The sequence below is a fragment of the Aquimarina acroporae genome (genome assembly GCF_023195925.1).
Classification (GTDB): Bacteria; Bacteroidota; Bacteroidia; order Flavobacteriales; family Flavobacteriaceae; genus Aquimarina; species Aquimarina acroporae.
This window is the reverse complement of the sequence record NZ_JALPRE010000013.1, coordinates 36383-58894: the sequence shown is the minus strand read 5'-3', so window position 1 is coordinate 58894 and position 22512 is coordinate 36383. Positions and strand designations below refer to the sequence as shown.

Annotated in this window: 17 protein-coding genes and 1 tRNA gene; 12 read left to right on the top strand and 6 right to left on the bottom strand. The window is 35.0% G+C overall.

Features of this window, described 5'->3' with window-relative positions; translation table 11 throughout:
• Positions 1–17: 17 nt before the first annotated feature.
• Genes rnc through M0D21_RS18635 form a run of 3 tightly spaced genes read right to left on the bottom strand, consistent with a single transcriptional unit; the run spans position 18 to position 2264 of the window.
• Positions 18–755, bottom strand: a complete 738-nt coding sequence (gene rnc / locus M0D21_RS18645) for a ribonuclease III (RefSeq protein WP_248332281.1) — start codon at positions 753–755, stop codon at positions 18–20.
• Positions 756–759: 4 nt separating this feature from the next.
• Positions 760–2013, bottom strand: a complete 1254-nt coding sequence (fabF, locus tag M0D21_RS18640; RefSeq protein WP_248332279.1) for a beta-ketoacyl-ACP synthase II — start codon at positions 2011–2013, stop codon at positions 760–762.
• Between the two features lie 17 nt (positions 2014–2030).
• Entirely contained in the window at positions 2031–2264 is a 234-nt protein-coding gene (locus M0D21_RS18635) for an acyl carrier protein (protein ID WP_024768509.1), read from the bottom strand.
• A 183-nt stretch (positions 2265–2447) separates the two neighbouring features.
• Here M0D21_RS18635 and purN point away from each other — a divergent pair, with 183 nt between their 5' ends.
• Together purN and M0D21_RS18625 are read left to right on the top strand one after the other, a co-directional pair.
• On the top strand, positions 2448–3026 hold the full coding sequence (gene purN / locus M0D21_RS18630) for a phosphoribosylglycinamide formyltransferase (RefSeq protein WP_248332277.1): 579 nt from the start codon (positions 2448–2450) through the stop codon (positions 3024–3026).
• A 75-nt stretch (positions 3027–3101) separates the two neighbouring features.
• Complete coding sequence (locus M0D21_RS18625; protein WP_248332275.1) at positions 3102–3737, top strand: ribonuclease H1 domain-containing protein; 636 nt, start codon at positions 3102–3104, stop codon at positions 3735–3737.
• Positions 3738–3815: 78 nt separating this feature from the next.
• On the opposite strand, the gene M0D21_RS18620 is transcribed toward M0D21_RS18625, so the two are convergent.
• Complete coding sequence (locus M0D21_RS18620) at positions 3816–4886, bottom strand: matrixin family metalloprotease (protein ID WP_248332273.1); 1071 nt, start codon at positions 4884–4886, stop codon at positions 3816–3818.
• Positions 4887–5151: 265 nt separating this feature from the next.
• On the opposite strand from M0D21_RS18620, the gene M0D21_RS18615 reads away from it, so the two are divergent.
• From M0D21_RS18615 to M0D21_RS18605, 3 genes are all read left to right on the top strand, one after another.
• Positions 5152–5748 (top strand): SRPBCC family protein, encoded by a 597-nt coding sequence (locus tag M0D21_RS18615; RefSeq protein ID WP_248332271.1) that lies wholly within the window; start codon positions 5152–5154, stop codon positions 5746–5748.
• An 83-nt stretch (positions 5749–5831) separates the two neighbouring features.
• Positions 5832–6761, top strand: coding sequence for a PfkB family carbohydrate kinase (locus M0D21_RS18610; RefSeq protein WP_248332269.1), 930 nt, complete (start codon positions 5832–5834; stop codon positions 6759–6761).
• Between the two features lie 88 nt (positions 6762–6849).
• Positions 6850–8748, top strand: a complete 1899-nt coding sequence (locus M0D21_RS18605) for an amidophosphoribosyltransferase (protein ID WP_248332267.1) — start codon at positions 6850–6852, stop codon at positions 8746–8748.
• A 262-nt stretch (positions 8749–9010) separates the two neighbouring features.
• Here M0D21_RS18605 and M0D21_RS18600 read toward each other — a convergent pair whose 3' ends face one another.
• Entirely contained in the window at positions 9011–9619 is a 609-nt protein-coding gene (locus tag M0D21_RS18600) for a superoxide dismutase (protein WP_248332265.1), read from the bottom strand.
• Positions 9620–9781: 162 nt separating this feature from the next.
• Between M0D21_RS18600 and M0D21_RS18595 the strand changes: the two genes are divergently transcribed.
• The 7 genes from M0D21_RS18595 (at position 9782) to M0D21_RS18565 (ending at position 21757) form a co-directional block, all read left to right on the top strand.
• The gene (locus M0D21_RS18595; protein ID WP_248332262.1) at positions 9782–12934 is read left to right on the top strand and encodes a UvrD-helicase domain-containing protein; all 3153 of its coding nucleotides are present in this window, start codon (positions 9782–9784) and stop codon (positions 12932–12934) included.
• Positions 12935–13219: 285 nt separating this feature from the next.
• Positions 13220–14614: an OmpA family protein gene (locus M0D21_RS18590; RefSeq protein WP_248332260.1), complete on the top strand. Its 1395-nt coding sequence runs from the start codon at positions 13220–13222 to the stop codon at positions 14612–14614.
• A gap of 140 nt (positions 14615–14754) precedes the next feature.
• Positions 14755–17484: a PD-(D/E)XK nuclease family protein gene (locus M0D21_RS18585; protein ID WP_248332258.1), complete on the top strand. Its 2730-nt coding sequence runs from the start codon at positions 14755–14757 to the stop codon at positions 17482–17484.
• A 1-nt stretch (position 17485) separates the two neighbouring features.
• The gene (locus tag M0D21_RS18580) at positions 17486–18334 is read left to right on the top strand and encodes an alpha/beta hydrolase family protein (protein ID WP_248332256.1); all 849 of its coding nucleotides are present in this window, start codon (positions 17486–17488) and stop codon (positions 18332–18334) included.
• A 57-nt stretch (positions 18335–18391) separates the two neighbouring features.
• Positions 18392–18676: a hypothetical protein gene (locus M0D21_RS18575; RefSeq protein ID WP_248332255.1), complete on the top strand. Its 285-nt coding sequence runs from the start codon at positions 18392–18394 to the stop codon at positions 18674–18676.
• 66 nt (positions 18677–18742) lie between these two features.
• Complete coding sequence (locus M0D21_RS18570; RefSeq protein WP_248332252.1) at positions 18743–21145, top strand: TonB-dependent receptor; 2403 nt, start codon at positions 18743–18745, stop codon at positions 21143–21145.
• Positions 21146–21154: 9 nt separating this feature from the next.
• Positions 21155–21757: a type 1 periplasmic binding fold superfamily protein gene (locus M0D21_RS18565; RefSeq protein ID WP_317250656.1), complete on the top strand. Its 603-nt coding sequence runs from the start codon at positions 21155–21157 to the stop codon at positions 21755–21757.
• A 677-nt stretch (positions 21758–22434) separates the two neighbouring features.
• On the opposite strand, the gene M0D21_RS18560 is transcribed toward M0D21_RS18565, so the two are convergent.
• Positions 22435–22508 (bottom strand) — tRNA-Ala (locus tag M0D21_RS18560).
• Between the last annotated feature and the right edge of the window lie 4 nt (positions 22509–22512).

The following is a 22512-nucleotide window of genomic DNA, read 5'->3' as shown; positions in this document are numbered from 1 at the left end:
TAGAAACGTACTGGCCTTTATTGCGGAGATATTTTACTTTGGAAGGCAAAATAAGCTCTTTTTGAAGCTTTTTCTTCTGCCTTTTTCTTTGATGTTGCTCGAGCTTTTGCAACTACCTTTTCATCGATCCATAATTTCACTGCAAAATGTTTCATTTCATCTCGACCAGTATCTTCATAGATTTCATAATTGAAAACTTTTTTCTCTTTTTGGCACCATTCGATAAGCAAACTTTTGTAGCTTATAATTTGCCCTTCCAGACTTTCTATATCAACATAAGGATCGATAACGGCTTCTTTTATAAAGCGCTCACAGTATAAAAACCCTCGATCAAGGTAGATAGCGCCTATTAAAGCTTCAAAAAGATTACCATGAATATTTATACCAAATTGAGACTTTGGAATATTGGTTCTTACCAATTCTATAAGCTTTAGATCTTTCCCTAATTCGTTAAGATGCTTACGACTTACCACTTTTGCTCTCATCTTGGTAAGATACCCTTCGTTCCCTTCTGGAACTTCTTTGAATAAATGTGCGGCGATGACGCTACTAAGCATGGCGTCACCAAGAAATTCAAGCCTTTCAAAATTCACAGCATTCCCTTTTTTATCTTTTAGATTAAGAGATCTATGGGTGAATGCTTTTTCGTATGGCCTGATATTTTTGGGCTTAAACCCCAAAATTTTTTGAATTCTCATAAAAAAATTCCCGTTCTTTTCAGACCGGGAACTTAATATGTTTCGAATAACATTCATATTATTATTCGTCTAATTTTTTGAATAACACACAGGCGTTATGACCTCCGAAACCAAAAGTATTACTCATTGCATAAGTAATATCACGCTTTTGAGCTTTGTTTAAGGTTAAATTCAAAGATGCATCTATGTTTTCATCAACCACCGAGTGATTAATGGTAGGAGGAACGATGCTATTTTGCATAGCCAGAATAGAAGCAATCGCTTCAATAGCTCCGGCAGCACCCAGCAGGTGTCCTGTCATAGATTTTGTTGAATTTATATTGATGTTCTGGGCATGATCTCCAAATACTTTGGTAATAGCTTTCAATTCTGCGACATCTCCCAAAGGTGTGGAAGTACCATGAGTGTTTATAGCATCTACCTGTTCTGGAGTAACCCCAGCATCTCTTAAACAATTGAGCATAACACGCTCTACACCAATTCCATCGGGGTGAGGAGCGGTCATATGATAAGCATCACTAGACATACCTCCACCAATTACTTCGGCATAAATTTTTGCACCACGTGCTTTTGCGTGTTCATATTCCTCAAGAATTAAAGCACCTCCACCTTCACCAAGAACGAAACCATCTCTGGTTGCGTCAAAAGGTCTTGAAGCCGTTTCAGGACTTTCGTTTCTTGTAGATAAAGCATGCATTGCATTAAACCCTCCCATACCAGCTATGGTTACTGCAGCTTCACTTCCTCCGGTTACAATGATATCACAATGTCCTAAACGAATATAGTTTAAGGCATCGATCATGGCATTTGCAGAAGAGGCGCAAGCAGAAACCGTAGTATAATTGGGTCCCATAAAACCATTTCGAATAGAAATATGACCAGGAGCAATATCGGCGATCATTTTAGGAATAAAGAAAGGATTAAAACGTGGAGTTCCATTGCCTTTAGCATAGCCTATTACTTCTTCCTGAAATGTTTCTAAACCTCCAATACCTGCACCCCAGATTACACCAACTCTAAATTTGTCAACCTTCTCAAGGTCAATAGCAGCATCTTTTATCGCTTCTTCTGAAGAAACAATAGCATACTGCGCAAATTTATCAAGTTTGCGTGCTTCTTTTCTGTCAAAATAGTCCGTAGGATTGTAATTCTTGACCTCGCAAGCAAATTTAGTCTTGAAGTTTTCGGTATCGAAATAAGTAATAGGAGCGCAACCGCTCTTTCCGTTTACTAATCCATTCCAATATTCCTCGATATTGTTACCGATAGGTGTTAACGCACCTAATCCTGTGACTACAACTCGCTTAAGATTCATACTTTGTTGTGAAGTTATTACTTTGCGTCTTCAATATAAGATATTGCTTGACCAACTGTAGCTATGTTTTCAGCTTGATCGTCTGGAATTTGAATGTCGAATTCTTTTTCGAACTCCATAATCAATTCTACAGTGTCTAGCGAATCAGCGCCTAGATCGTTTGTGAAGCTAGCTTCATTTACCACCTCGTTTTCGTCTACACCTAATTTGTCAACGATTATCGCTTTTACTCTTGATGCAATGTCTGACATAATGTTTAATTTTAATTTTTAATTTAGGAGGCAAAAATAAAAAACTTTATTTTAAAACCCCATAATCCCGTAAAAATGTATGTGCGTTTTATCAAATATAGGGAAAGTATTATGTTTTTGCCGCCAATTATGTTAATAATAATTGTTTTTTTGTGCTTTATTTAACCCTCAATTTTGAAACTTATGAAGCGTATAGTAATTTTTGCTTCGGGCTCTGGTACCAATGCCGAAAACATTATTAAGCATTTTCAGAAGCAACAAACCGCAGAGGTCACACATGTGTTCTCTAACAACCAGCGTGCCAAAGTTTTACGTCGTGCTCATGACCTAGATGTAAAAGCCTTACATTTTGATAGAGATTCATTTTATGCTTCAAATGAAGTACTAAATATTCTAGTAGACGCACAACCAGATATTATTGTGTTGGCTGGGTTTTTATGGATATTCCCTAAAAAGATCATAGATGCTTTTCCAGATAAGGTCATTAATATTCATCCTGCCTTATTGCCTAAATATGGAGGTAAAGGTATGTATGGGCACCATGTACACGAAGCAGTAGTGCGCAACAAAGAAAAAGAAAGTGGGATTACCATTCATTATGTGAATGAACATTATGATGAAGGAGCAATTATTTTTCAAGCAAAAACAAAAGTGAATACTGAAGATACTGCAAATGATGTAGCGCAGGCTATTCATCAGTTAGAATATAAACACTTTCCTATCGTTATAGAAAAAGTATTGGGTTTAAGAGACGAAATATAAATTATAGATAAGGAATTTGGTGTAATTGTGATAGCAATTCATAAAAAGAATGCTCCAATCTAATCTTCAAGAGAAATGGCAAAAAAGGAAAAATTTTATGTGGTTTGGGAAGGTCATAGACCAGGTATCTATATGAAGTGGGATGACTGTAAAGCTGCAGTGAAAGGATATGCAGGCGCCAAATATAAGTCTTTTGAATCCTTCGATATTGCCAAGAAAGCTTATAATGGCGATTATGAGGATTATAAAGGAAAAAGCAAACCTAAAAAAACATTAACAGCAGAACAGTTGGCTAAAATAGGGGAGCCTAATTTGTATTCTATAGCTGTAGATGCAGCATCAAGCGGTAATCCTGGGGTAATGGAATATCGCGGGGTAGATACACAAACCGAAAAGCAATTATTTCATCAAGGTCCATTTAAACAGGGGACCAATAATATAGGAGAGTTTTTGGCTTTGGTGCATGGATTGGCATATTTAAAAAAGAAAAACAGCGATCGTATTATTTATTCAGACTCTAAAATTGCAATTGGCTGGGTGAAACAAAAAACGTGCAAAACAAAACTGAAAAGAACTCCAAAAAATAAGGAAATGTTTGATCTGGTAGATCGAGCAATACTTTGGCTTAAAGAAAACACATATACTACTACTATCGTAAAATGGGAAACCAAAGCTTGGGGTGAAATTCCAGCAGATTTTGGAAGAAAGTAAGGAGTATAATAAAAATACCCTGGTTTTTCGCCAGGGTATTTTTTTGACCAATAAGGTCAATGAGATAGTTTATTTTTCTTAACCTCCACATGCACCAAGGTTGGTCCATCCGCTAGCGGTTCTTTGATATAGAGTACCTCTATAAGTTACTTGATCTCCTACAGAATATGATCTGTTACTATTATATTCTGCTACACCAGCACAAGGGTCATTATTTACAGCGCCACATTCACCAAGATTGGTCCATCCATTAGAAGTTCTTTGGTATAAAGAACCTTGGTAAGTTACCTGATCTCCTACAGCATATGATCTGCTTCCACTATATGGTGCTACACCAGCACATATATCTCCTGTGTCAGGAAATGGATATATAGTACCGATAAAAGCTTTGTCAGTGTCAGATAAACGAGTATTAGAACCAACAGCAACTCTATCTAAAGTGTGCTCTGCTGGTATAGGATAGTGCATGATAGATAAAGGATCATATTCACTATAATTACTAATACTGGCTTCGTAACGTCTAAATAGGTTATTGTCTACCTGTGCTCTTGACCAGTTATTTGGTGGTCCGGCATAATAAGCATATACGGCTTCTTTATCCCAATTGATTCCAGCCACCGGATTCTGGTGCTCATGAATTAATCCAAGAGCATGTCCGAACTCATGAATAGTAGTTCTTCTGAACTCAGTATCTGTAGTGTTGTCGTTGAACCATCCAAAATGCATACTATGAGCATGACTGTTAGAATCTGTTCCTAAGTACGACCATGAACCTGTTACATCTGCAAATTGTCCTTCTCTAAAACCAATTTTGATATTGGCACTACTACTTGAAGAAACCCACTCAAATTTAATATTGGCATATTTCTCCCATTCTACAGCGTATTGTCTAACTTTAGATTGAACAAAACTGTTTCCATTCAAAAACTTAACACGAATAGTTTGCCCTGTTTCCCACTGCTTAGCTTTAACACTAGTAGCTTTTTCATTATTTGGTGCATCCCATTTTGCAATACACGCATGTGCATTCTTCGCATCATCAATTTGATTCCCTTCAAAAATGTCGTCTTCTGTATCCCTTTCACAATTTACTAGAGAAAACGAAACTAGTACAGCTAGACCAAGTCTAGCCCACTTACTTTTTTTCATAATAATGTTGAGTTATAGTTAAATTTTTCATAAAATTAACAAAATTTTAATAAAAGTTCAACTTTTTGAGAGAAAATGTTACAGATCATTATGTCGTTTAGCTATTAGAAAACTTGTCCTTTACAGTAATTTAAGGTTTAAAACGGTTTTTTTATGTTGAAACATTAGTTAACATATTTTAACTTTTAATCAAGTAAGTATAAGGTTTCTTTTGCCCACTAAAGCAGTATGTCAAATTTATAATTGCCTCAAACACAATAGTGCTATGAAAATTGTTTATCTATTAACCCTGGTAATTCCATTTATCGGTTTTAGCCAGAAAGATTGGAAACTTGCCAAAGACAAAGCAGATATCAAGATATGGGTAAGAGATTACCAGAATAGTAGCTACAAAGAATTTAAAGCGACTACTTATATTACTACGTCTATAGATAAAGTGGTAGACGAATTATTACATGCTCCCCAATATGTAGAAAATTGCGAAGAGGGAGTAAGTCATTTGGTTGGGGTAAACCAAAATAATGAACATATTTTTTATGCCAGAAACGAATTTGCCTGGCCGATCAAGGATAGAGATGTAGTTTCTAGAATTCGTGTAGAAAAAATTTCAAGTAATAAAATCAAACTTTTCATAAAAGCTGCTCCCAACGAACTCCCGCTGGTTGAAAAAACACTTCGTATCCATGATTTGGTAGGATTTTGGTTGCTTGAAAAAGATGCTATGGGTGTTAAAATTACACAACAATTATATATAAATCCCGAAGGAACATTGCCTCCATTTATTACCAATTCCTTATTGGTAACAGGGCCGTATAAGACTTTTTTAATGCTTAGAGACAAGCTTCAACGTCAGGATTCATGATCTATAATTCTGAACTCTCTATTTTTGATAGACTTGCTTGAAAAGTAAAGTGTATATTTGCAAAAAAATTATAAGCTATTTTTATGAGCAAATTATTAATCGTTGGTTCTGTAGCCTTTGATGCCATCGAAACTCCGTTTGGTAAAACCGATAAAATTTTGGGGGGTGCAGCTCCTTATATTGCACTTTCCGCATCTAATTTTAATATTCCTTCGGCGATTGTTTCTGTTGTAGGTGAGGATTTTCCACAAGACTATTTTAAAACATTGGAAGCAAGAAATGTTGATACTTCTTCAATAGAGGTGGTTCCAGGAGGGAAGACATTTTTTTGGAGCGGAAAATATCATAATGATTTAAACTCCAGAGATACACTAGAGACGCATCTTAATGTTCTTGCCGATTTTAAACCTGTAGTTCCAGAAAATTATAAAGACGCAGAAATTGTAGTGTTAGGTAATTTAAATCCATCGGTACAACTTAGTGTATTAGAGCAATTTGAGGTAAAACCAAAGCTGGCTATTTTAGATACCATGAATTTTTGGATGGAAGATGCTTTCATCGATGATTTGCGTAAAGTAATAGCTAAGGTTGATGTAATCACTATAAATGATGAGGAGGCCAGACAGCTTAGTGGGGAGTATTCTTTGGTAAAAGCTGCTCGAGTAATAGAGGAAATGGGACCAAAATATGTAGTGATTAAAAAAGGAGAGCATGGAGCATTGTTATTTCATAACGGTCAGATTTTCTTTGCTCCCGCCCTACCACTAGAAGAAGTTTTCGATCCAACAGGAGCTGGCGATACATTTGCAGGAGGTTTTGCAGGATATTTAACCAAGACCAACGACATCTCTTTTGAGAATATGAAGAATGCGATTATCCATGGTTCAAATTTGGCTTCGTTCTGTGTCGAAAAATTTGGAACAGAAAGAATGGAAAATTTAAGTAGAGAAGAAGTTCAGAAGAGACTTCAGCAGTTTAAAGAATTAACTCAATTTGAAATAGAATTATCTTGATATAAATGAAGCTTCAAATGATATAATTTTTGAGCTTTTTAATCATGGTTTACCCAACAACACAACAACTTAGAATTTTTGGAATACAATGAGTGATGCATTAAAACACGAATGCGGGATAGCATTAATTCGCCTACTGAAACCATTAGAGTATTATAAAGAAAAATACGGTAGTGCATTTTATGGAGTAAATAAAATGTACCTAATGATGGAAAAGCAACACAATCGTGGTCAGGATGGAGCCGGATTTGCGAGTGTAAAACTTGATACCCCTCCCGGTCAAAGATATATCAGTCGAGTACGATCAAGTCAATCTCAACCTATTCAACATATCTTTTCTCAGATCAATGAAAGGATCAATAAAGAGTTTGAAGAACATCCAGAGTATGCAGATGATGTGCAATTACAAAAGAGTAATGTTCCTTATATAGGAGAAGTATTACTAGGACACGTAAGATACGGTACTTTTGGAAAAAACAGTGTAGAGAGCGTACATCCGTTTTTAAGACAAAACAACTGGATGCACCGTAATCTTATTGTAGCAGGAAACTTCAACATGACCAATAATGATGTATTGTTTGATAATCTGGTTAGGTTAGGTCAGCATCCTAAGGATAAGGTAGATACTGTAACGGTAATGGAAAAGATAGGTCATTTCCTGGATTCTGAGGTGGCGAAACTCTATAAGAAATTGAAGAAAGAAGGGTTTAATAAAATAGATGCCTCTCCACAAATAGTAGAGCGTCTTAATATTGCAAAGATCCTTAAAAAGTCTTCTAAAGATTGGGATGGAGGGTATGCTATGGCTGGAATGTTAGGTCACGGTGATGCTTTTGTATTACGTGATCCAGCAGGAATACGTCCAGCTTATTATTATAAAGATGATGAAGTAGTTGTTGTAGCTTCAGAAAGACCAGTAATACAAACAGTATTCAACGTTCCTTTTGAGAAGGTAATTGAGCTTGATCCAGGTAAGGCTATTATTGTAAAAAAAGATGGGGATACTTCTGTTAAGCAAATAATAGAACCATTGGAGCGTAAAGCCTGTTCTTTTGAAAGGATATATTTTTCAAGAGGTAGTGATGCAGAAATCTATGAAGAAAGAAAGAGCTTAGGCCGATTACTAATGCCTCAGGTCTTACAAGAAATAGATCACGATACAGTAAGTACTGTGTTTTCTTTTATTCCTAATACGGCAGAAACATCTTTTTACGGAATGGTGGAGGCTGCTCAGGATGAATTGAATAAGCAAAAGAATGAAACGATACTAACTGAAAAAGAAACATTAACCGACGAACGTTTATCAGAAATTCTTTCGGCCAGACTTAGAACAGAGAAGATAGCTATAAAAGATGCAAAACTTAGAACCTTTATTACAGAAGATAGTAGTAGAGATGACCTTGTGGCGCACGTATATGATGTAACCTATGGTGTAGTAAGGCCTGATGATAATCTTGTTATTATTGATGATAGTATAGTGAGGGGAACAACTCTTAAGAAAAGTATCATTAAAATGATGGATAGGTTGAAGCCTAAAAAGATTGTTATTGTATCTTCTGCTCCTCAGATTCGATATCCCGATTGTTACGGAATTGATATGGCAAGGCTAGAAGGGTTAATTGCATTTCAGGCTTCACTAGAACTTTTAAAAGAAAATGGTAATTACGACTTGGTAGAACAAGTATATCATAAATGTAAGGCGCAAGAAAATTTAGCTGATGCCGAAGTTCAAAATTTTGTAAAAGAAATATATGCCGGTTTCACAGATCAAGAAATAAGTGATAAGATCGCAGAATTGCTAAGTGATACTACAGTAAATGCTAAGGTTAAAATAATATACCAGACTGTAGATAACCTTCATAAGGCTTGTCCTAAGAACCTTGGAGACTGGTATTTTACGGGGGATTACCCTACTATTGGAGGGAATAGAGTTGTAAATAAAGCATTTATAAATTTTTACGAAGGGAAAAACGAAAGGGCTTACTAAAAAATCCAAAATTTTCCTTGTTAAAAATGGTTAAATTGTGTAGTTCAACAAGTATTTTGACCTTTCATCTAAAACATTTTTTCACAATGAATTTCCGTCTTATATTAGCAGAGCCATAGCATAAGTAGGTTAAGTTCATGGTAGATTTGGGGCAAAAAAAGGTGGATATTCCACCTTTTTTTATTTTATGACAATTCGTAATATTTTACATAAAAAAAGAGTCACATTTTTGTGACTCTTTTTACATTTTTATAAGGAGGAATTATTTTCCTTGAGCATATCTGCTTGAAACTTCATTCCAATCGATTACACTAAAAAAAGCATTAATATAATCTGGTCTACGGTTTTGGTAATTTAGGTAGTAGGCATGCTCCCAAACATCTAAACCAAGAATAGGTGTTCCCGCGCAACCTACGCCAGGCATTAAAGGATTATCTTGGTTTGCTGTAGAACAAACTTCTACTTTTCCACCTTCTTGAACGCATAACCACGCCCATCCAGAACCAAATCTTGTAGCAGCAGCCTTTGCAAATGCATCTTTAAAAGCTTCAAACGAACCATAAGCTGCGTTTATAGCATCGGCTAAATCTCCAGAAGGTTTACCACCTCCATTTGGAGACATTACTTCCCAGAACAAATTATGGTTAAAATATCCCCCACCGTTATTTCTAACTGCGGTATTAGACATATCAAGATTAATAAGAATGTTTTCAATGGTTTTGCCTTCAAGGTCGCTACCTTCGATTGCGGCATTTAATTTGCTCGTATATCCGGCATGATGTTTATCATGGTGTATTTCCATGGTACGAGCATCTATATGGGGTTCTAACGCATCAAATGCGTAGTTTAATTTTGGTAATTCGAATGACATACGTTATTATTTTGATTAATAAAAATGAAAAATGACACCAAATTTAACAATTAGAGTGATCAATAAAAATTAATAATTGTTATAAATTAATTAAAGCACAATAGTTCTTCGATAATTAGGAAGGTTAATACGTTACATTTATTATTTTAGTAAAAAAAACACTTGAGTTCCCAACACGCTTTTACTGTTTATAATGCTGCAGCTGGAGCAGGAAAAACCTATACCTTAGTCAAGGCCTATTTGACCACTTTACTAACTGCCGAATATACAGATGGATATAAGAATATCCTTGCAATTACTTTTACCAATAAGGCAGTTGCCGAGATGAAAACCAGGGTTCTGGAAAACCTAGTGGCGTTATCAGGTCCTTCTATACCAGAAAAATATGTAGCGTTACTAAAGGATCTTATAGTTGAAACAGGACTAGAAGAAGAACGGCTAAAGAGAAAGGCCAGTAGAATATTAAAAAGTGTTCTTCATAATTATGCTGCATTTGATGTAGTGACGATAGATACATTTACCCATAGAGTAATTCGAACTTTTGCTCATGATCTAGGTATTCCTATCAATTTTGAAATTGAGATGGATACCGAAGTCTTAATAGAAGAGGCTGTTGATGCCTTGGTTGCAAGAATTGGAGTAGACCAAGAACTTACTCAGTTGATTTTGGATTTTGCCATTGGGAAACTAGAAGATGATAAAAGCTGGGATATTACTATAGAGCTTCGCAAAGCTGCTAGACTTCTATTTAGCGAAAATGATCGAAAACATTTGCAAAAGCTATCGACAAAGGATCTAAAGGATTTCGAAACCTTAAAAGATTACCTTTCTAAAGAAATAACACAAATTCAGAATGATATAGTGCATGTCTCGAATGAAATTTTACAGCTAATTAAACAGTCAGGTTTGGTATTTGAAGATTTTACAAGAAGCTCGGTACCAACTCACTTTCAGAAATTGGCGAATAAAGAAAAAGGAATAGATTTTAAAGCTGCCTGGAAACAAGATATTGGAAATGCTTCATTTTATGGAGCAAAACTTGAGGAGACAAAAAAAGAAGCAATAGATGCTATACGTTCAAGAATTGAAGAAGCGTTTTTGGAAACCAAAAACAATGTAATTCAAGTAAGTTTTTTTCAAAACGTGATAAAGAATGTAACCCCTCTTGCAGTACTCAATGCTATTCATAAGGAATTAGACACCATCAAAAAAGAAAGAAAAATTTTATTGATATCAGAATTCAATACGCTTATTAGTACCACAATTCAGGATCAACCTGCACCTTTTATATATGAGCGTCTCGGAGAACGGTATCGAGATTATTTTATCGATGAGTTTCAGGATACTTCAGAATTACAATGGAATAACTTAATACCGCTTATAGATAATGCGGTGGCTACCGAAACCCTTATGGGTAAAAGAGGGCAAATTACAATAGTTGGAGACGCCAAACAGGCAATTTATAGATGGAGAGGAGGAAAAGCAGAGCAGTTTATTGATTTATCGGCAGGTGAAAATCCGTTTTCAGTAAAAGAAAAACAAGTTCTTAACTTACCTAAGAATTATCGAAGCCATGAAGAAATAATTAAATTCAATAATAGTTTTTTCAGTTTTCTGGCAAAAGATTTTAGTGATAAAAGACATGAAGAGTTATATCTGCTAGGAAACAAACAAGAGACCAATACGAAGAAAGAAGGTTTTATTAATGTATCGTTTATTGAAGCTAAAAATGTAACTGAAGAAAATGAGGTCTATCCTCAAAGGGTCTATGAGCAGGTGTTGGAACTACAGGAAAAAGGATATGCATTAAATGAGGTTTGTATTATTGTTAGAAAGCTTAGAGAAGGAACCGCTATAGCAGATTACCTAACAGAAAAAGAAGTTCCTATTATTTCATCAGAAACACTTTTAATTCAAAATGCTCCAGAAGTAGTTTTTGTTGTCGATCTCATGTCGTGGTATGTAGAGCCTAATAATTTATTAGCAAAAATTAATCTACTGCACTTTATTGCAGAACGATCTAAGGTTAAGGATAAACACTCTTTTTTACAGAAGATGGTCTTTTTAGAGAAAAAGGATTTTTCTAATCAATTAGAATCTCTGGGCATACATTTTGATATGTGTCGATTAGATGTAAAGCCTCTATATGATCTTGTTGAATACATCATTAGTTGTTTTCAATTGGCAACAAACACACCGGCATATCTTCAGTTTTTCTTAGATATCGTTTTTAATTATAGTCAAAAATATACAGAAGGTATAGTAGGTTTCTTGTCGTATTGGGAGGATAAAAGAGATAAATTGAGTATCGTTGCTCCCGAAGCTGAAGAAGCTGTAAAGATTATGACAATTCATAAATCTAAGGGGCTAGAATTTCCTTGTGTAATTTATCCATATGCCAACGAAGACATTTATAGAGAAATAGAGCCAAAGACCTGGCTTTCGGTACCAAAGGAGCGGTATGTAGGTTTTGAAGAAGTTTTTATCGATTACAGTAAAAAAATAATTGATTATGGAACAGAGGCAGAAAACATAGTGTTAAAACGGCAGGCGCAACTAGAGCTTGATGTCCTTAATTTATTATATGTTGTGCTTACACGAGCCAAGGAGCAATTATACATAATATCTAAAAAAGAAATAAATGCGAAAGGAGTTAGTAATCCTAATAAATTCTCTGGAAAGTTAATCGCTTATCTTCAGGAGTTGGGGCTATGGCATGAGGACCAATTAACATATCACTTTGGGTATCCAAAACGAGCCAGTAGCTTTGTAAAGCCAATCGCTAAGGAATCTGATAAAATAAAGCTGTCTGGTTTTAGTGACTCTTCAAAATCATATAAGATTCATATTGTAACCAATTCTGGAAAACTTTGGGACACAAAACAAGAAGATGCAATTGCCAAAGGAAACTTAATTCATGACCTTATGGCAAAAGTATATGTTTCTGAAGATATCCATACCGTTATCGAAGAGGCTTATATAAGAGGAGAAATTGAAGTTTCACAGAAGAAAACACTATTAAATGAGTTAACAAATGTTGTAACCCATCCAGAATTAACGAAATATTTTTCTGCAAATAATAAAGTATTCAATGAACGTGATATTATTTCAGAAGGAAAGGTGTTTCGACCAGATAGAGTAACTATTGATACTGATGGTTTAGCAACCATAATAGATTATAAGACTGGGATTTACAGTGAAACCCATGCAAAGCAAATAACAGAGTATGCACATGTTCTTCAGAAAATGGGCTTTAATGTTGGTCGTAAAATTCTAATTTATTTTAATGAAAATATTACTTTAAAATACCTATAAATAAGAACGCATTTTCATAATTACTAAAAGAAATTTAAGGATAAAAGGTATTTTTATCTTATAATTGTATCATAATTACAAAGATCGAGTCTATAATTTTTCTTTAAAAAGGTTAAAATTGAAGCCAAAATTGGGGGCTGAGAGGCGTAAGAAAATACTTATAAACCCGCGAAAACGGTTATATTTACTGGCCTGTTAAGAAAAATTTATTAGATTTATCTTTGACAGTTATGTTTAACATATTACATTTGCTCTAATTAACACTTAAAAATTAAATTATTGAATATGAAACATCTTAGCAGATTTTTAGTGGCTTCGATATTAGTACTAGGACTTAGTACGGCGAATGCACAAGATGAAAACAATCCTTGGGCGGTTTCTATAGGTATTAATGCCGTTGACATTTTCCCAACTGGGGGAGATCTTATTACTCAGGGAGAAATTTTCGATGAATTTTTTAATGCTAGTGACCACTGGAACATCCTACCTTCTGTTTCAAGATTATCTGTAGGAAGATATATCGGAGACGGATTTACTTTCACAGTAGCGGGATCGGTAAACAAAATAGAAAACGCTGGAGAACTTCCTGATGGTACTAATGTTTCTGTAGATGACATATCTTACTATGCTGCAGACGCTCAAGTTAGCTATAGTTTTAAAAACGCTTTGAACACTGGTTGGTTCGACCCTTACCTAGGTGTAGGTGGTGGATATACTTGGGTTGATGAAGTAGGTGCTGGAACTTTAAATGGTTCTCTTGGTTTTAACTTCTGGTTAACTGAGAATTTAGCGTTCAACCTTCAAACAACTTACAAGCACGTATTCGAAGATTACGAAGTAAATAACTACCCTCCAACTCATTTCCAACATGCTGCTGGTCTTACTTTCGCATTTGGAGGTAAAGATACAGACGGTGACGGTGTATACGATAAAGATGATGAGTGTCCAGACGTTCCTGGTTTAGAGGAGTTCAACGGATGTCCTGATACAGACGGTGACGGAATCACTGATGCTAAAGATGAGTGTCCTGATACTGCTGGTACTGCAGAATTCAACGGATGTCCTGATACAGACGGTGACGGAATCGCAGATCCTAAAGATGAGTGTCCTACGGTTGCTGGTTTAGCTAACCTTAACGGATGTCCTGATGCTGACGGTGACGGAATCACTGACTCTAAAGACGGTTGTCCAAACGAAGCTGGTCCAGCTGCTAACAACGGATGTCCTTACCAAGATAAAGACGGTGACGGTGTATTAGATAAAGATGATAACTGTCCAGACGTTGCAGGTACTGTTGCTAACAACGGATGTCCTGAAGTAACTGAAGAGATTCAGAAAACTCTTAATGAGTATGCTGCTCAAGTATTATTTGATTCTGGTAAATCTAGTATCAAAGAAGAGTCTACTAAAGTACTTAACGATATCATCGCTATCTTAAAAGAGTATCCTACTGCTAAGTTTACTGTAGAAGGACACACAGATAGCCAAGGTCCTGCTAAAAGTAACCAAAGATTATCTGACTCAAGAGCTAATTCTGTTAAGAACTTCTTAGTAGAAAACGGAGTTGATCAGTTCAGATTATCTGCTGTTGGATACGGAGAAGACAGACCTATCGCTACTAACAATACAAGAGCTGGTAGAGCTAAAAACAGACGTGTAGAGATTAACTTAGTGAAGTAATTAAGTATATCTTAATCATATATTAGAAAACGTCCCGATTTCGGGACGTTTTTTATTTTAAAGAGTTTAACACACACAGATGGCATTCTCATTTTTTTGTTGGCGTTATTATTAAGAAATTTGTACAAAACAGATCACACTTGGAAAGCTTTTTAAAAGAAGTAGTACTAGAACAAATTAAGACCAACAAAAAAATAAGTGACCTTATCTTTTTGGTCCCTAGTAAAAGAGCCGGGTTATTTCTTAAAAGAGAGCTTTTAAAACTACAAATCGACCAAACACTATTTGTTCCAGAAATTATAAGCATAGAAGAATTTATTGCTAGATTATCAGGCTTACAACAAATAGATAATATTCAAGCCCTATTCGAATTTTATCAGGTATACCTTAAGACAAATCCTGATGATGAAAAAGAAGAATTTGACACTTTCAGCAACTGGGCACAAACATTAATCTATGATTTCAATGAAATCGATAGGTATTGTATAGATCACAAAAGCTTTTTTACTTATCTGTCGGGTATACAAGACCTCAATCACTGGTATTTACAAACAGAAAAGACCGATTTGGTACAAAACTATATCAAGTTTTGGGAAAGCCTTCAGGAGTATTACAGTGCCTATGTAGAACAGTTAACAGCTAAAAAAATTGGGTATCAAGGCCTGTTATATAGAAAAGCCTCAGAAGCTATTGTAGAATATGCAAATAATGAATCCAGAACACATATATTGGTCGGCTTTAATGCGCTTAATAACGCAGAGCAAACTATCTTTCAAACACTACTTAGTACTGGTTTGGGAGAAGTGTATTGGGATGCAGATCGTTTTTTTATTGATAACAAATATCATGAAGCTTCCCTGTTTTTGCGAAATTATCAACAACAATGGGAGTACTATAAAAACAACCCATTTAAATGGATTAATGATAATTTTTCTAAGGATAAAGAGATCGATTTAATCGGCGTTCCTAAAAATATTGGTCAGGCAAAATCTGTAGGAGAGCTGTTAAAGAAAATTCCTGCCTCAGATATAGAAAACACTGCGTTGGTATTGGCAGATGAAGCTTTATTACAACCGTTATTAAATTCTCTACCCGATACCATACCATCGATAAATATTACTATGGGATTGCCTCTTAGGGCAGTTCCTATATCAGGTTTTTTTGAACTACTGTTTAACCTTCATAAGAAACCAAGTCAGAAGGGTTTGTATTTTAAATCTGTTTTAGAAGTTCTTAATAGCCTTCCCGCCAAAAGAATATTGGGAGAGGTAGGCCATAAGTTAGCAGCATCAATTACCAGTAAAAATATAGTATATATAACTTCAGATTGGCTTAGCAAAGAAATAGGTAAAGAAGTAGAAGCTTTGTCATTGTTTTTCGAACCCTGGAAAGAAGTTTCTGTTGCGTTAGAAAACTGCTCAAGAATAATTCGATTATTAAAAGATAGTGTTGATGAGCAAAACGAATTAGAATTGGAGTACGTTTATCATTTTCATTTGATTTTTAATAAGCTATCTGGCCTTTATAAAGAACATACATTTTTAAATTCGATACCATCTTTACATACACTTTATAAGGATATACTTTCTTCAGAAACACTCGATTTTTCTGGAGAACCTTTTAGAGGTCTGCAGTTTATGGGAATGCTCGAATCTAGATGTTTAGATTTTGATACAGTAATTATAACTTCGGTAAATGAAGGTATTTTGCCTTCAGGAAAAAGTACAAATTCTTTTATTCCCTATGATTTAAAAAGAGCGTATAATTTACCTACATATAAAGAAAAGGATGCGATTTATACATATCATTTTTATCGCTTAATTCAAAGAGCAAAAAAGGTATATTTATTATATAACACCGAAGACGAAGGTGTTGGTGGAGGAGAAAAAAGTAGATTTCTCTTACAGTTAGAGATCGATAAAAGACCGAATCACAATGTGAAACATTATCTGATTTCTTCAGTTATTCCTAAACATATCGATTCATCTCTTGAAGTAAAAAAGAATGAGGATGTGATCACAAAACTCAAGGTTCTTGCGGCTCATGGATTATCTCCTTCTGCACTCACGTCATATCTTAGAAACCCTATAGATTTTTACTATAAATATGTATTGGGAGTTCAGGAAATGGATCAGGTTGAAGAGACCATTGCTGCAAATACCCTAGGAACCGTTATTCACAATGCTTTAGAGAACTTCTATAAACCCTTAGAAGGTGCTTTTCTTACTTTAGAGAAGCTTCAAAATATGATTGAGAATATTGAGACAGAATTACAATATCAATTTAAGAAAGAGTATTCTGAGCTGGATATTACCTTTGGGAAAAACCTACTTATTTTCGAGGTAGCAAAGCGCTATATCTTTAATTTTTTAAAATCTGAAGAAAAATTACTGAACAATGGTGCTAAGCTAAAAATACTCTCTATTGAAAGCACTTTAAAGGCAAAATTAGATATCCCAGAACTAGATTTTCCTATTTATATAAAGGGGAAAGTAGATCGTATTGACGAATTAGATGGGCAAGTTCGGGTCATTGATTATAAAACAGGAAAAGTGACTCGTAACGAGATTGTTTTAATGGATTGGGAGTTAATTACAGAAGATTATAAGTACAGCAAAGCCATACAGGTATTAGCATATGCTTATATGTATCATAAAGAACAGCATGTAGTTAATAGCTTTGAGGGAGGAATCATTTCATTTAAGAACCTTCAGGAAGGGTTTCTCAAATTTGGGACAAAACAAAGTGTGAGAGGTAAAATAGATCATCAAATAACCAGTGATGTTTTTGATCAGTTTATGATGCAATTGAAGCAGTTAATTTTGGAAATCTTTGAGATAGAAACTCCATTCATACAAAAGGAAGTGTAATATGATAAAGAATAAAAAGAATTACATCTTAGAAGGAAAACATAACAAACCCATTTTGGCCGATGTTTTCTTTAAAGAAGATTCATCACCCAAACCCATAGTTGTTTTTTGTCATGGGTATAAAGGGTTTAAGGATTGGGGGGCTTGGGATTTGGTTGCAAATGCTTTTGCTAGCGCAGGATTTTTCTTTGTAAAATTCAATTTTTCGCATAATGGGGGAACCATAGAACAACCTATAGATTTTCCCGATCTTGAAGCCTTTGGAAATAATACTTACCTTATAGAGTTAGATGATCTAGAATTGGTATTAGATTGGGTTACAAGTGCTAATTTTGATTTTAGTGAAGAGTTAGATGCCGAAAATATTACATTAATAGGGCATTCGCGTGGAGGAGGAATAGTAACTATTAAAGCGGCTGAAGATACTAGAGTGACAAAAGTAATAAGTTGGGCAGGGGTATCAGACTACAAAGCAAGGTTTCCACAAGGGGAAGTGTTTGATCAATGGAAAAGCAAAGGAGTGTACTTCATTGAAAATGGAAGGACAAAACAACAAATGCCACATTATTTTAAGTTTTATACTTCTTTTATAGAACATGAAGAACGACTTACTATTGAAAGAGCAACTAGAACTATAAAAGTACCACATTTGATCATTCATGGCACCAATGATCCTACAGTAAGTCCTCTTGAGGCGGAGTTGTTAAGCAATTGGAACCCCAATAGTGAATTGTTTTTGGTAGAAGGAGCAGATCATGTTTTTGGAGCTAAGCACCCATGGGAAAGTAGAGAATTATCTAAAAATCTTGATATAATTACGCAAAAGTCTATAGAGTTTGCAATTCTTTAACAGCAATAACCTGTAAAATATATAAGAAATCTTATTTTTTTTCGTTTATTTGCTACTATGAAGGCTTATAGACACATTGTCGCATCTATTTTTTTGGCCCTGTTTTGTTTTATGCAATTGGCAGAGCTACATGTGTTTAGTCATGATGATGGTGATACAGAATGTCAACTTTGTCTTATTTCTGTAGACAAACAAGATGATGGTTTTCTACCAACCGAGATTATTGAGGTTCCAAGTATTATCATTATTCCAGCCGATGTGGTTCGATCAAATTACGAACAACAATATTTTACTTCTACAGTAAATCATTCTCTTTTAAATAAGGCTCCACCTACAGCCTAGTTTACACTTTTTTTTAATTGACTTATTTAACTAGTATTTAGTACTAGAACACTCTATTTTTTATTGATGAAAAAATTAGTATTACTATCTCTGGTGTTTTCATTAGGCACATTGGTAATATCAGCGCAGGATTGTGATAAAACACTTACTGGTAAAGTAATTGATTTTCATGACGGCACACCTTTAGAAGGAGCTACAATATCATTTAACAACGAAACTATTATGACCGATAAGGAAGGTAACTATATGATCAAGGGTTTATGTCCTATATCGTATGCGTTTACGGTATCTCATGAGGATTGTAATTCTCAGGTTGTTACTATTGATATCTCTAGAGTTTCTAAAAAGGATTTTTATCTAGAGCATCATTTAAACGAGTTACAAGAGGTCAAAGTTTCAGGGGCAAACGATAATCAAACCAATTCTGCACAAGAAGAAACAATTGGAGAAAATATTATTGAAAAATATGGTAGTGCTTCTTTGGGAGATGCTCTTCGGGAGATTACAGGGGTTTCATCTTTAAATACAGGGGCTACAATTGTAAAACCGGTTATTCAAGGACTTAACGGAAGCCGGGTACTAATCATGAATAATGGTGTGAGAATGCAGGATATGGAATGGGGAGATGAACATGCTCCTAACATAGATATTAATACTGCAGGAAAAATTACGGTAATTAAGGGAGCTTCTGCTTTAAAATATGGAGGAGATGCTATTGGAGGAGTTGTAGTTATAGAACCCAATAAGGCGCCTGTAAAGGATACTCTTATGGGGAAAACTACGATAACAGCGGCATCAAATGGTAGAGGAGGTTCTGTTAGTTCAGAAATCATCAAAAGCTATGAAAGTGGTTGGTTTATAAAAGGACAAGGTACATTAAAACGTTTTGGTGATTTTGAAGCGCCAGACTATGTTCTGTCAAACACTGGTGTATTTGAAAAAGGAGGATCGATAGCTTTTGGTGTAAATAAATTTACATATGGCTGGGATGCCTTTTACTCCTATTATAATAATGAAATAGGAGTTTTGGCAACGTCACATATCGGTAATGTAGACGATCTTATTAGTTCTATAAATAGCGGTCAACCAGACATTATACGAGATTTTACCTATGAGATTAATAACCCAAAACAAGATGTAACGCATCACTTGGGTCGTCTGAGATATTTTAAACGTTTTGAAAAATTGGGTAAATGGACTACACAATACGATTTTCAGCTCAATCAGCGATTAGAATTTGATATTCGAAGAACCGAAGAAAGAGATAAAATTCCAAGTATCGATCTGGAACTTACCACTCATACGATACTTTCAGAATTTGAATTCGATGCCAAGTCTATCTACAAACTTAATACGGGTATCATGGCAAGGTACCAGGAAAATTTTGCTAACCCTTTAACGGGAGTAAGGCGTTTGATTCCCGATTACGATAAGTATGACGCAGGAATATTTGTTACAGGAGAATACGACATTAACGAAAATGTATTACTTGATGCAGGAATCCGATATGATTTTAATCAAATAGACGCCCAAAAATTTTATTTGATATCAAGGTGGGAAGAAAGAGGTTACGAACAAGATTTTTCAGACATTGTTACCGATAGAAATGTAATAGGGTCTCAGTTTTTAACCAACCCTGTATTTGAATATCACAATATTTCTGCTACTGCAGGTGTTCAATATACATTTCATGATGACTATGAACTACGTGCAAATTATGCTTTAGCACAAAGAGCACCTAATCCTGCCGAATTATTTAGTGATGGGTTGCACCATTCGGCTGCACGTATAGAATTAGGAGATCTTAGAATCGATCAGGAAACTTCTCATAAAGTATCTGCAAACTTGTCTATGAACAAAGAGAAATGGGGGTGGGAAGTAGCACCTTTCCTTAACATTATAAATGATTATATCCTTCTCGAACCTGTAGATACCGAATTAACGATACGAGGAGCTTTTCCAGTTTGGGAATATAGACAAACCGATGCTAGGCTATTGGGAGTTGATGCAAAGGTGTTTTCGAATTGGCACAATAACTGGAGAACAGATCATAGCTTTTCTTTGGTAAAAGGAAATGAAATCGATAATGATGAAGCTATTATTAATATACCAGCTCCCAATTTCAATAACAAAATTACATTTAGCAAGCCAGAGTGGTTCAATTTTAAGGCCTCTTTAGAAAGTCAGTATTATTTTGAACAGAATGAGTTTCCGAATAATTTCACAGTGTTTTCTCCAGATGCTGGTGCAGATGTGGTATTAGAAATAAATACACCACCCGATGCGTATCACCTACTTAATTTAGATACAAGTATGCAATTTAAGTTAGGAAAGAAAAATGAATTGAGTCTTGGATTAACTGTTAACAATATAGCCGACACAACATATAGAAATTACCTTAATAGGCAAAGATACTTTGCCGATGATTTAGGGCGAAATTTTTTATTACGAATATCAATTAACTATTAAATTTTTAAAATGATGAACCCACGTAAATTTTTAGCGATGTTTTCTGCAGCAGCAACCCTAGTTTTCACTGCCTGCTCTGATGATGACGACTCAACACCAGTAAACGATGAAGAATTAATAACGACCATGGAGGTAACTCTTACCGATGGTACAGATACAGTTACACTTCGCTTTTTTGATGAAGATGGAGCCGATGGACCAACTGCCCCAACAGCAACTGTTAGTGGCGCTTTTAAAGCCAGTACTACTTACAATGGATCTATCAGTATTCTTAATGAGACTGAAAATCCGGCAGAAAATGTTAATGAAGAGATAGAAGAAGAAGCAGATGAGCACCAATTCTTTTATGTAACTGATGATTTAGGAATTACTACGGCATATACCGATAATGAATCGAATTATGAGGATGCAAATGGAAATGCATTTACATCTATGAACCCTGTAGGAATTACGTTCACTTTAACAACTACTGCTTCAACTGGAGATGGAAATCTTAGAGTAGTATTAAGACACGAGCCAAATAAAGACGCAACAGGAGTATCTGATGGTGATATTACCAATGCAGGAGGAGAACCAGACGTAGACTGGACTTTCGATATATCAGTAGAATAACATTATAATAAAGACTCTCTCCCGCAAAGCGAAGAGAGAGTTTTATCAAACTTTAAGTAAGTTGAGATTACCACATATGATTTGAAACAACCGCAATTATATGTTATAAGTTGAGTTTGTGAATCAGTACATATGATTTGTTTCAATCTTTGAGCCCTTGTAGAGTAGTTACTACAAGGGTTCTTTTTTGTGAAATAGGAAGAAAAATGGTATAAATTTTGATGAATTTACAATATGATAATATAAAATTGTGGTGTAAGGCTTAAAACCCCTTGAGAATATGCTAACAAAACAGATGTTAATGAAAGAAATAATGAAGTAAAATTTGATTTTCAGTATGTTAAATGCAATGATTTTATGTAGACATTACGGCATCGTTAAATGTTAATTATAACCTGAAATTTGATATATAATTTGAAGAATTGCAGTTATATTCGCGCCATATAAACCTAACAGTATAAACAGCAAAATTGAAACATTCATAATTAGTATAAGTTGAGTTTGTGTTAAATACTACTACTACGTTTCAATTTAGACCCTCAGATTAGTTACCTGAGGGTTGCTTTTTTATAAAACCTTTTTTGCAGCTTATCTGTGGTATAAGTATAAAAAACAAACACCCAAAGAAGCAATTCTTTGGGTGTTTGTTTGATATTCAAACTATTTGTGAATTTTAGTGGAGAAGATGGGACTCGAACCCACGACCTCTTGACTGCCAGTCAAGCACTCTAGCCAGCTGAGCTACATCCCCATAT

Coding starts and splice junctions, on each gene's coding strand:
- rnc (WP_248332281.1), bottom strand. CDS start 755: ATGAATGTTATTCGAAACATATTAAGTTCCCGGTCTGAAAAGAACGGG.
- fabF (WP_248332279.1), bottom strand. CDS start 2,013: ATGAATCTTAAGCGAGTTGTAGTCACAGGATTAGGTGCGTTAACACCT.
- M0D21_RS18635 (WP_024768509.1), bottom strand. CDS start 2,264: ATGTCAGACATTGCATCAAGAGTAAAAGCGATAATCGTTGACAAATTA.
- purN (WP_248332277.1), top strand. CDS start 2,448: ATGAAGCGTATAGTAATTTTTGCTTCGGGCTCTGGTACCAATGCCGAA.
- M0D21_RS18625 (WP_248332275.1), top strand. CDS start 3,102: ATGGCAAAAAAGGAAAAATTTTATGTGGTTTGGGAAGGTCATAGACCA.
- M0D21_RS18620 (WP_248332273.1), bottom strand. CDS start 4,886: ATGAAAAAAAGTAAGTGGGCTAGACTTGGTCTAGCTGTACTAGTTTCG.
- M0D21_RS18615 (WP_248332271.1), top strand. CDS start 5,152: ATGAAAATTGTTTATCTATTAACCCTGGTAATTCCATTTATCGGTTTT.
- M0D21_RS18610 (WP_248332269.1), top strand. CDS start 5,832: ATGAGCAAATTATTAATCGTTGGTTCTGTAGCCTTTGATGCCATCGAA.
- M0D21_RS18605 (WP_248332267.1), top strand. CDS start 6,850: ATGAGTGATGCATTAAAACACGAATGCGGGATAGCATTAATTCGCCTA.
- M0D21_RS18600 (WP_248332265.1), bottom strand. CDS start 9,619: ATGTCATTCGAATTACCAAAATTAAACTACGCATTTGATGCGTTAGAA.
- M0D21_RS18590 (WP_248332260.1), top strand. CDS start 13,220: ATGAAACATCTTAGCAGATTTTTAGTGGCTTCGATATTAGTACTAGGA.
- M0D21_RS18580 (WP_248332256.1), top strand. CDS start 17,486: ATGATAAAGAATAAAAAGAATTACATCTTAGAAGGAAAACATAACAAA.
- M0D21_RS18575 (WP_248332255.1), top strand. CDS start 18,392: ATGAAGGCTTATAGACACATTGTCGCATCTATTTTTTTGGCCCTGTTT.
- M0D21_RS18570 (WP_248332252.1), top strand. CDS start 18,743: ATGAAAAAATTAGTATTACTATCTCTGGTGTTTTCATTAGGCACATTG.
- M0D21_RS18565 (WP_317250656.1), top strand. CDS start 21,155: ATGATGAACCCACGTAAATTTTTAGCGATGTTTTCTGCAGCAGCAACC.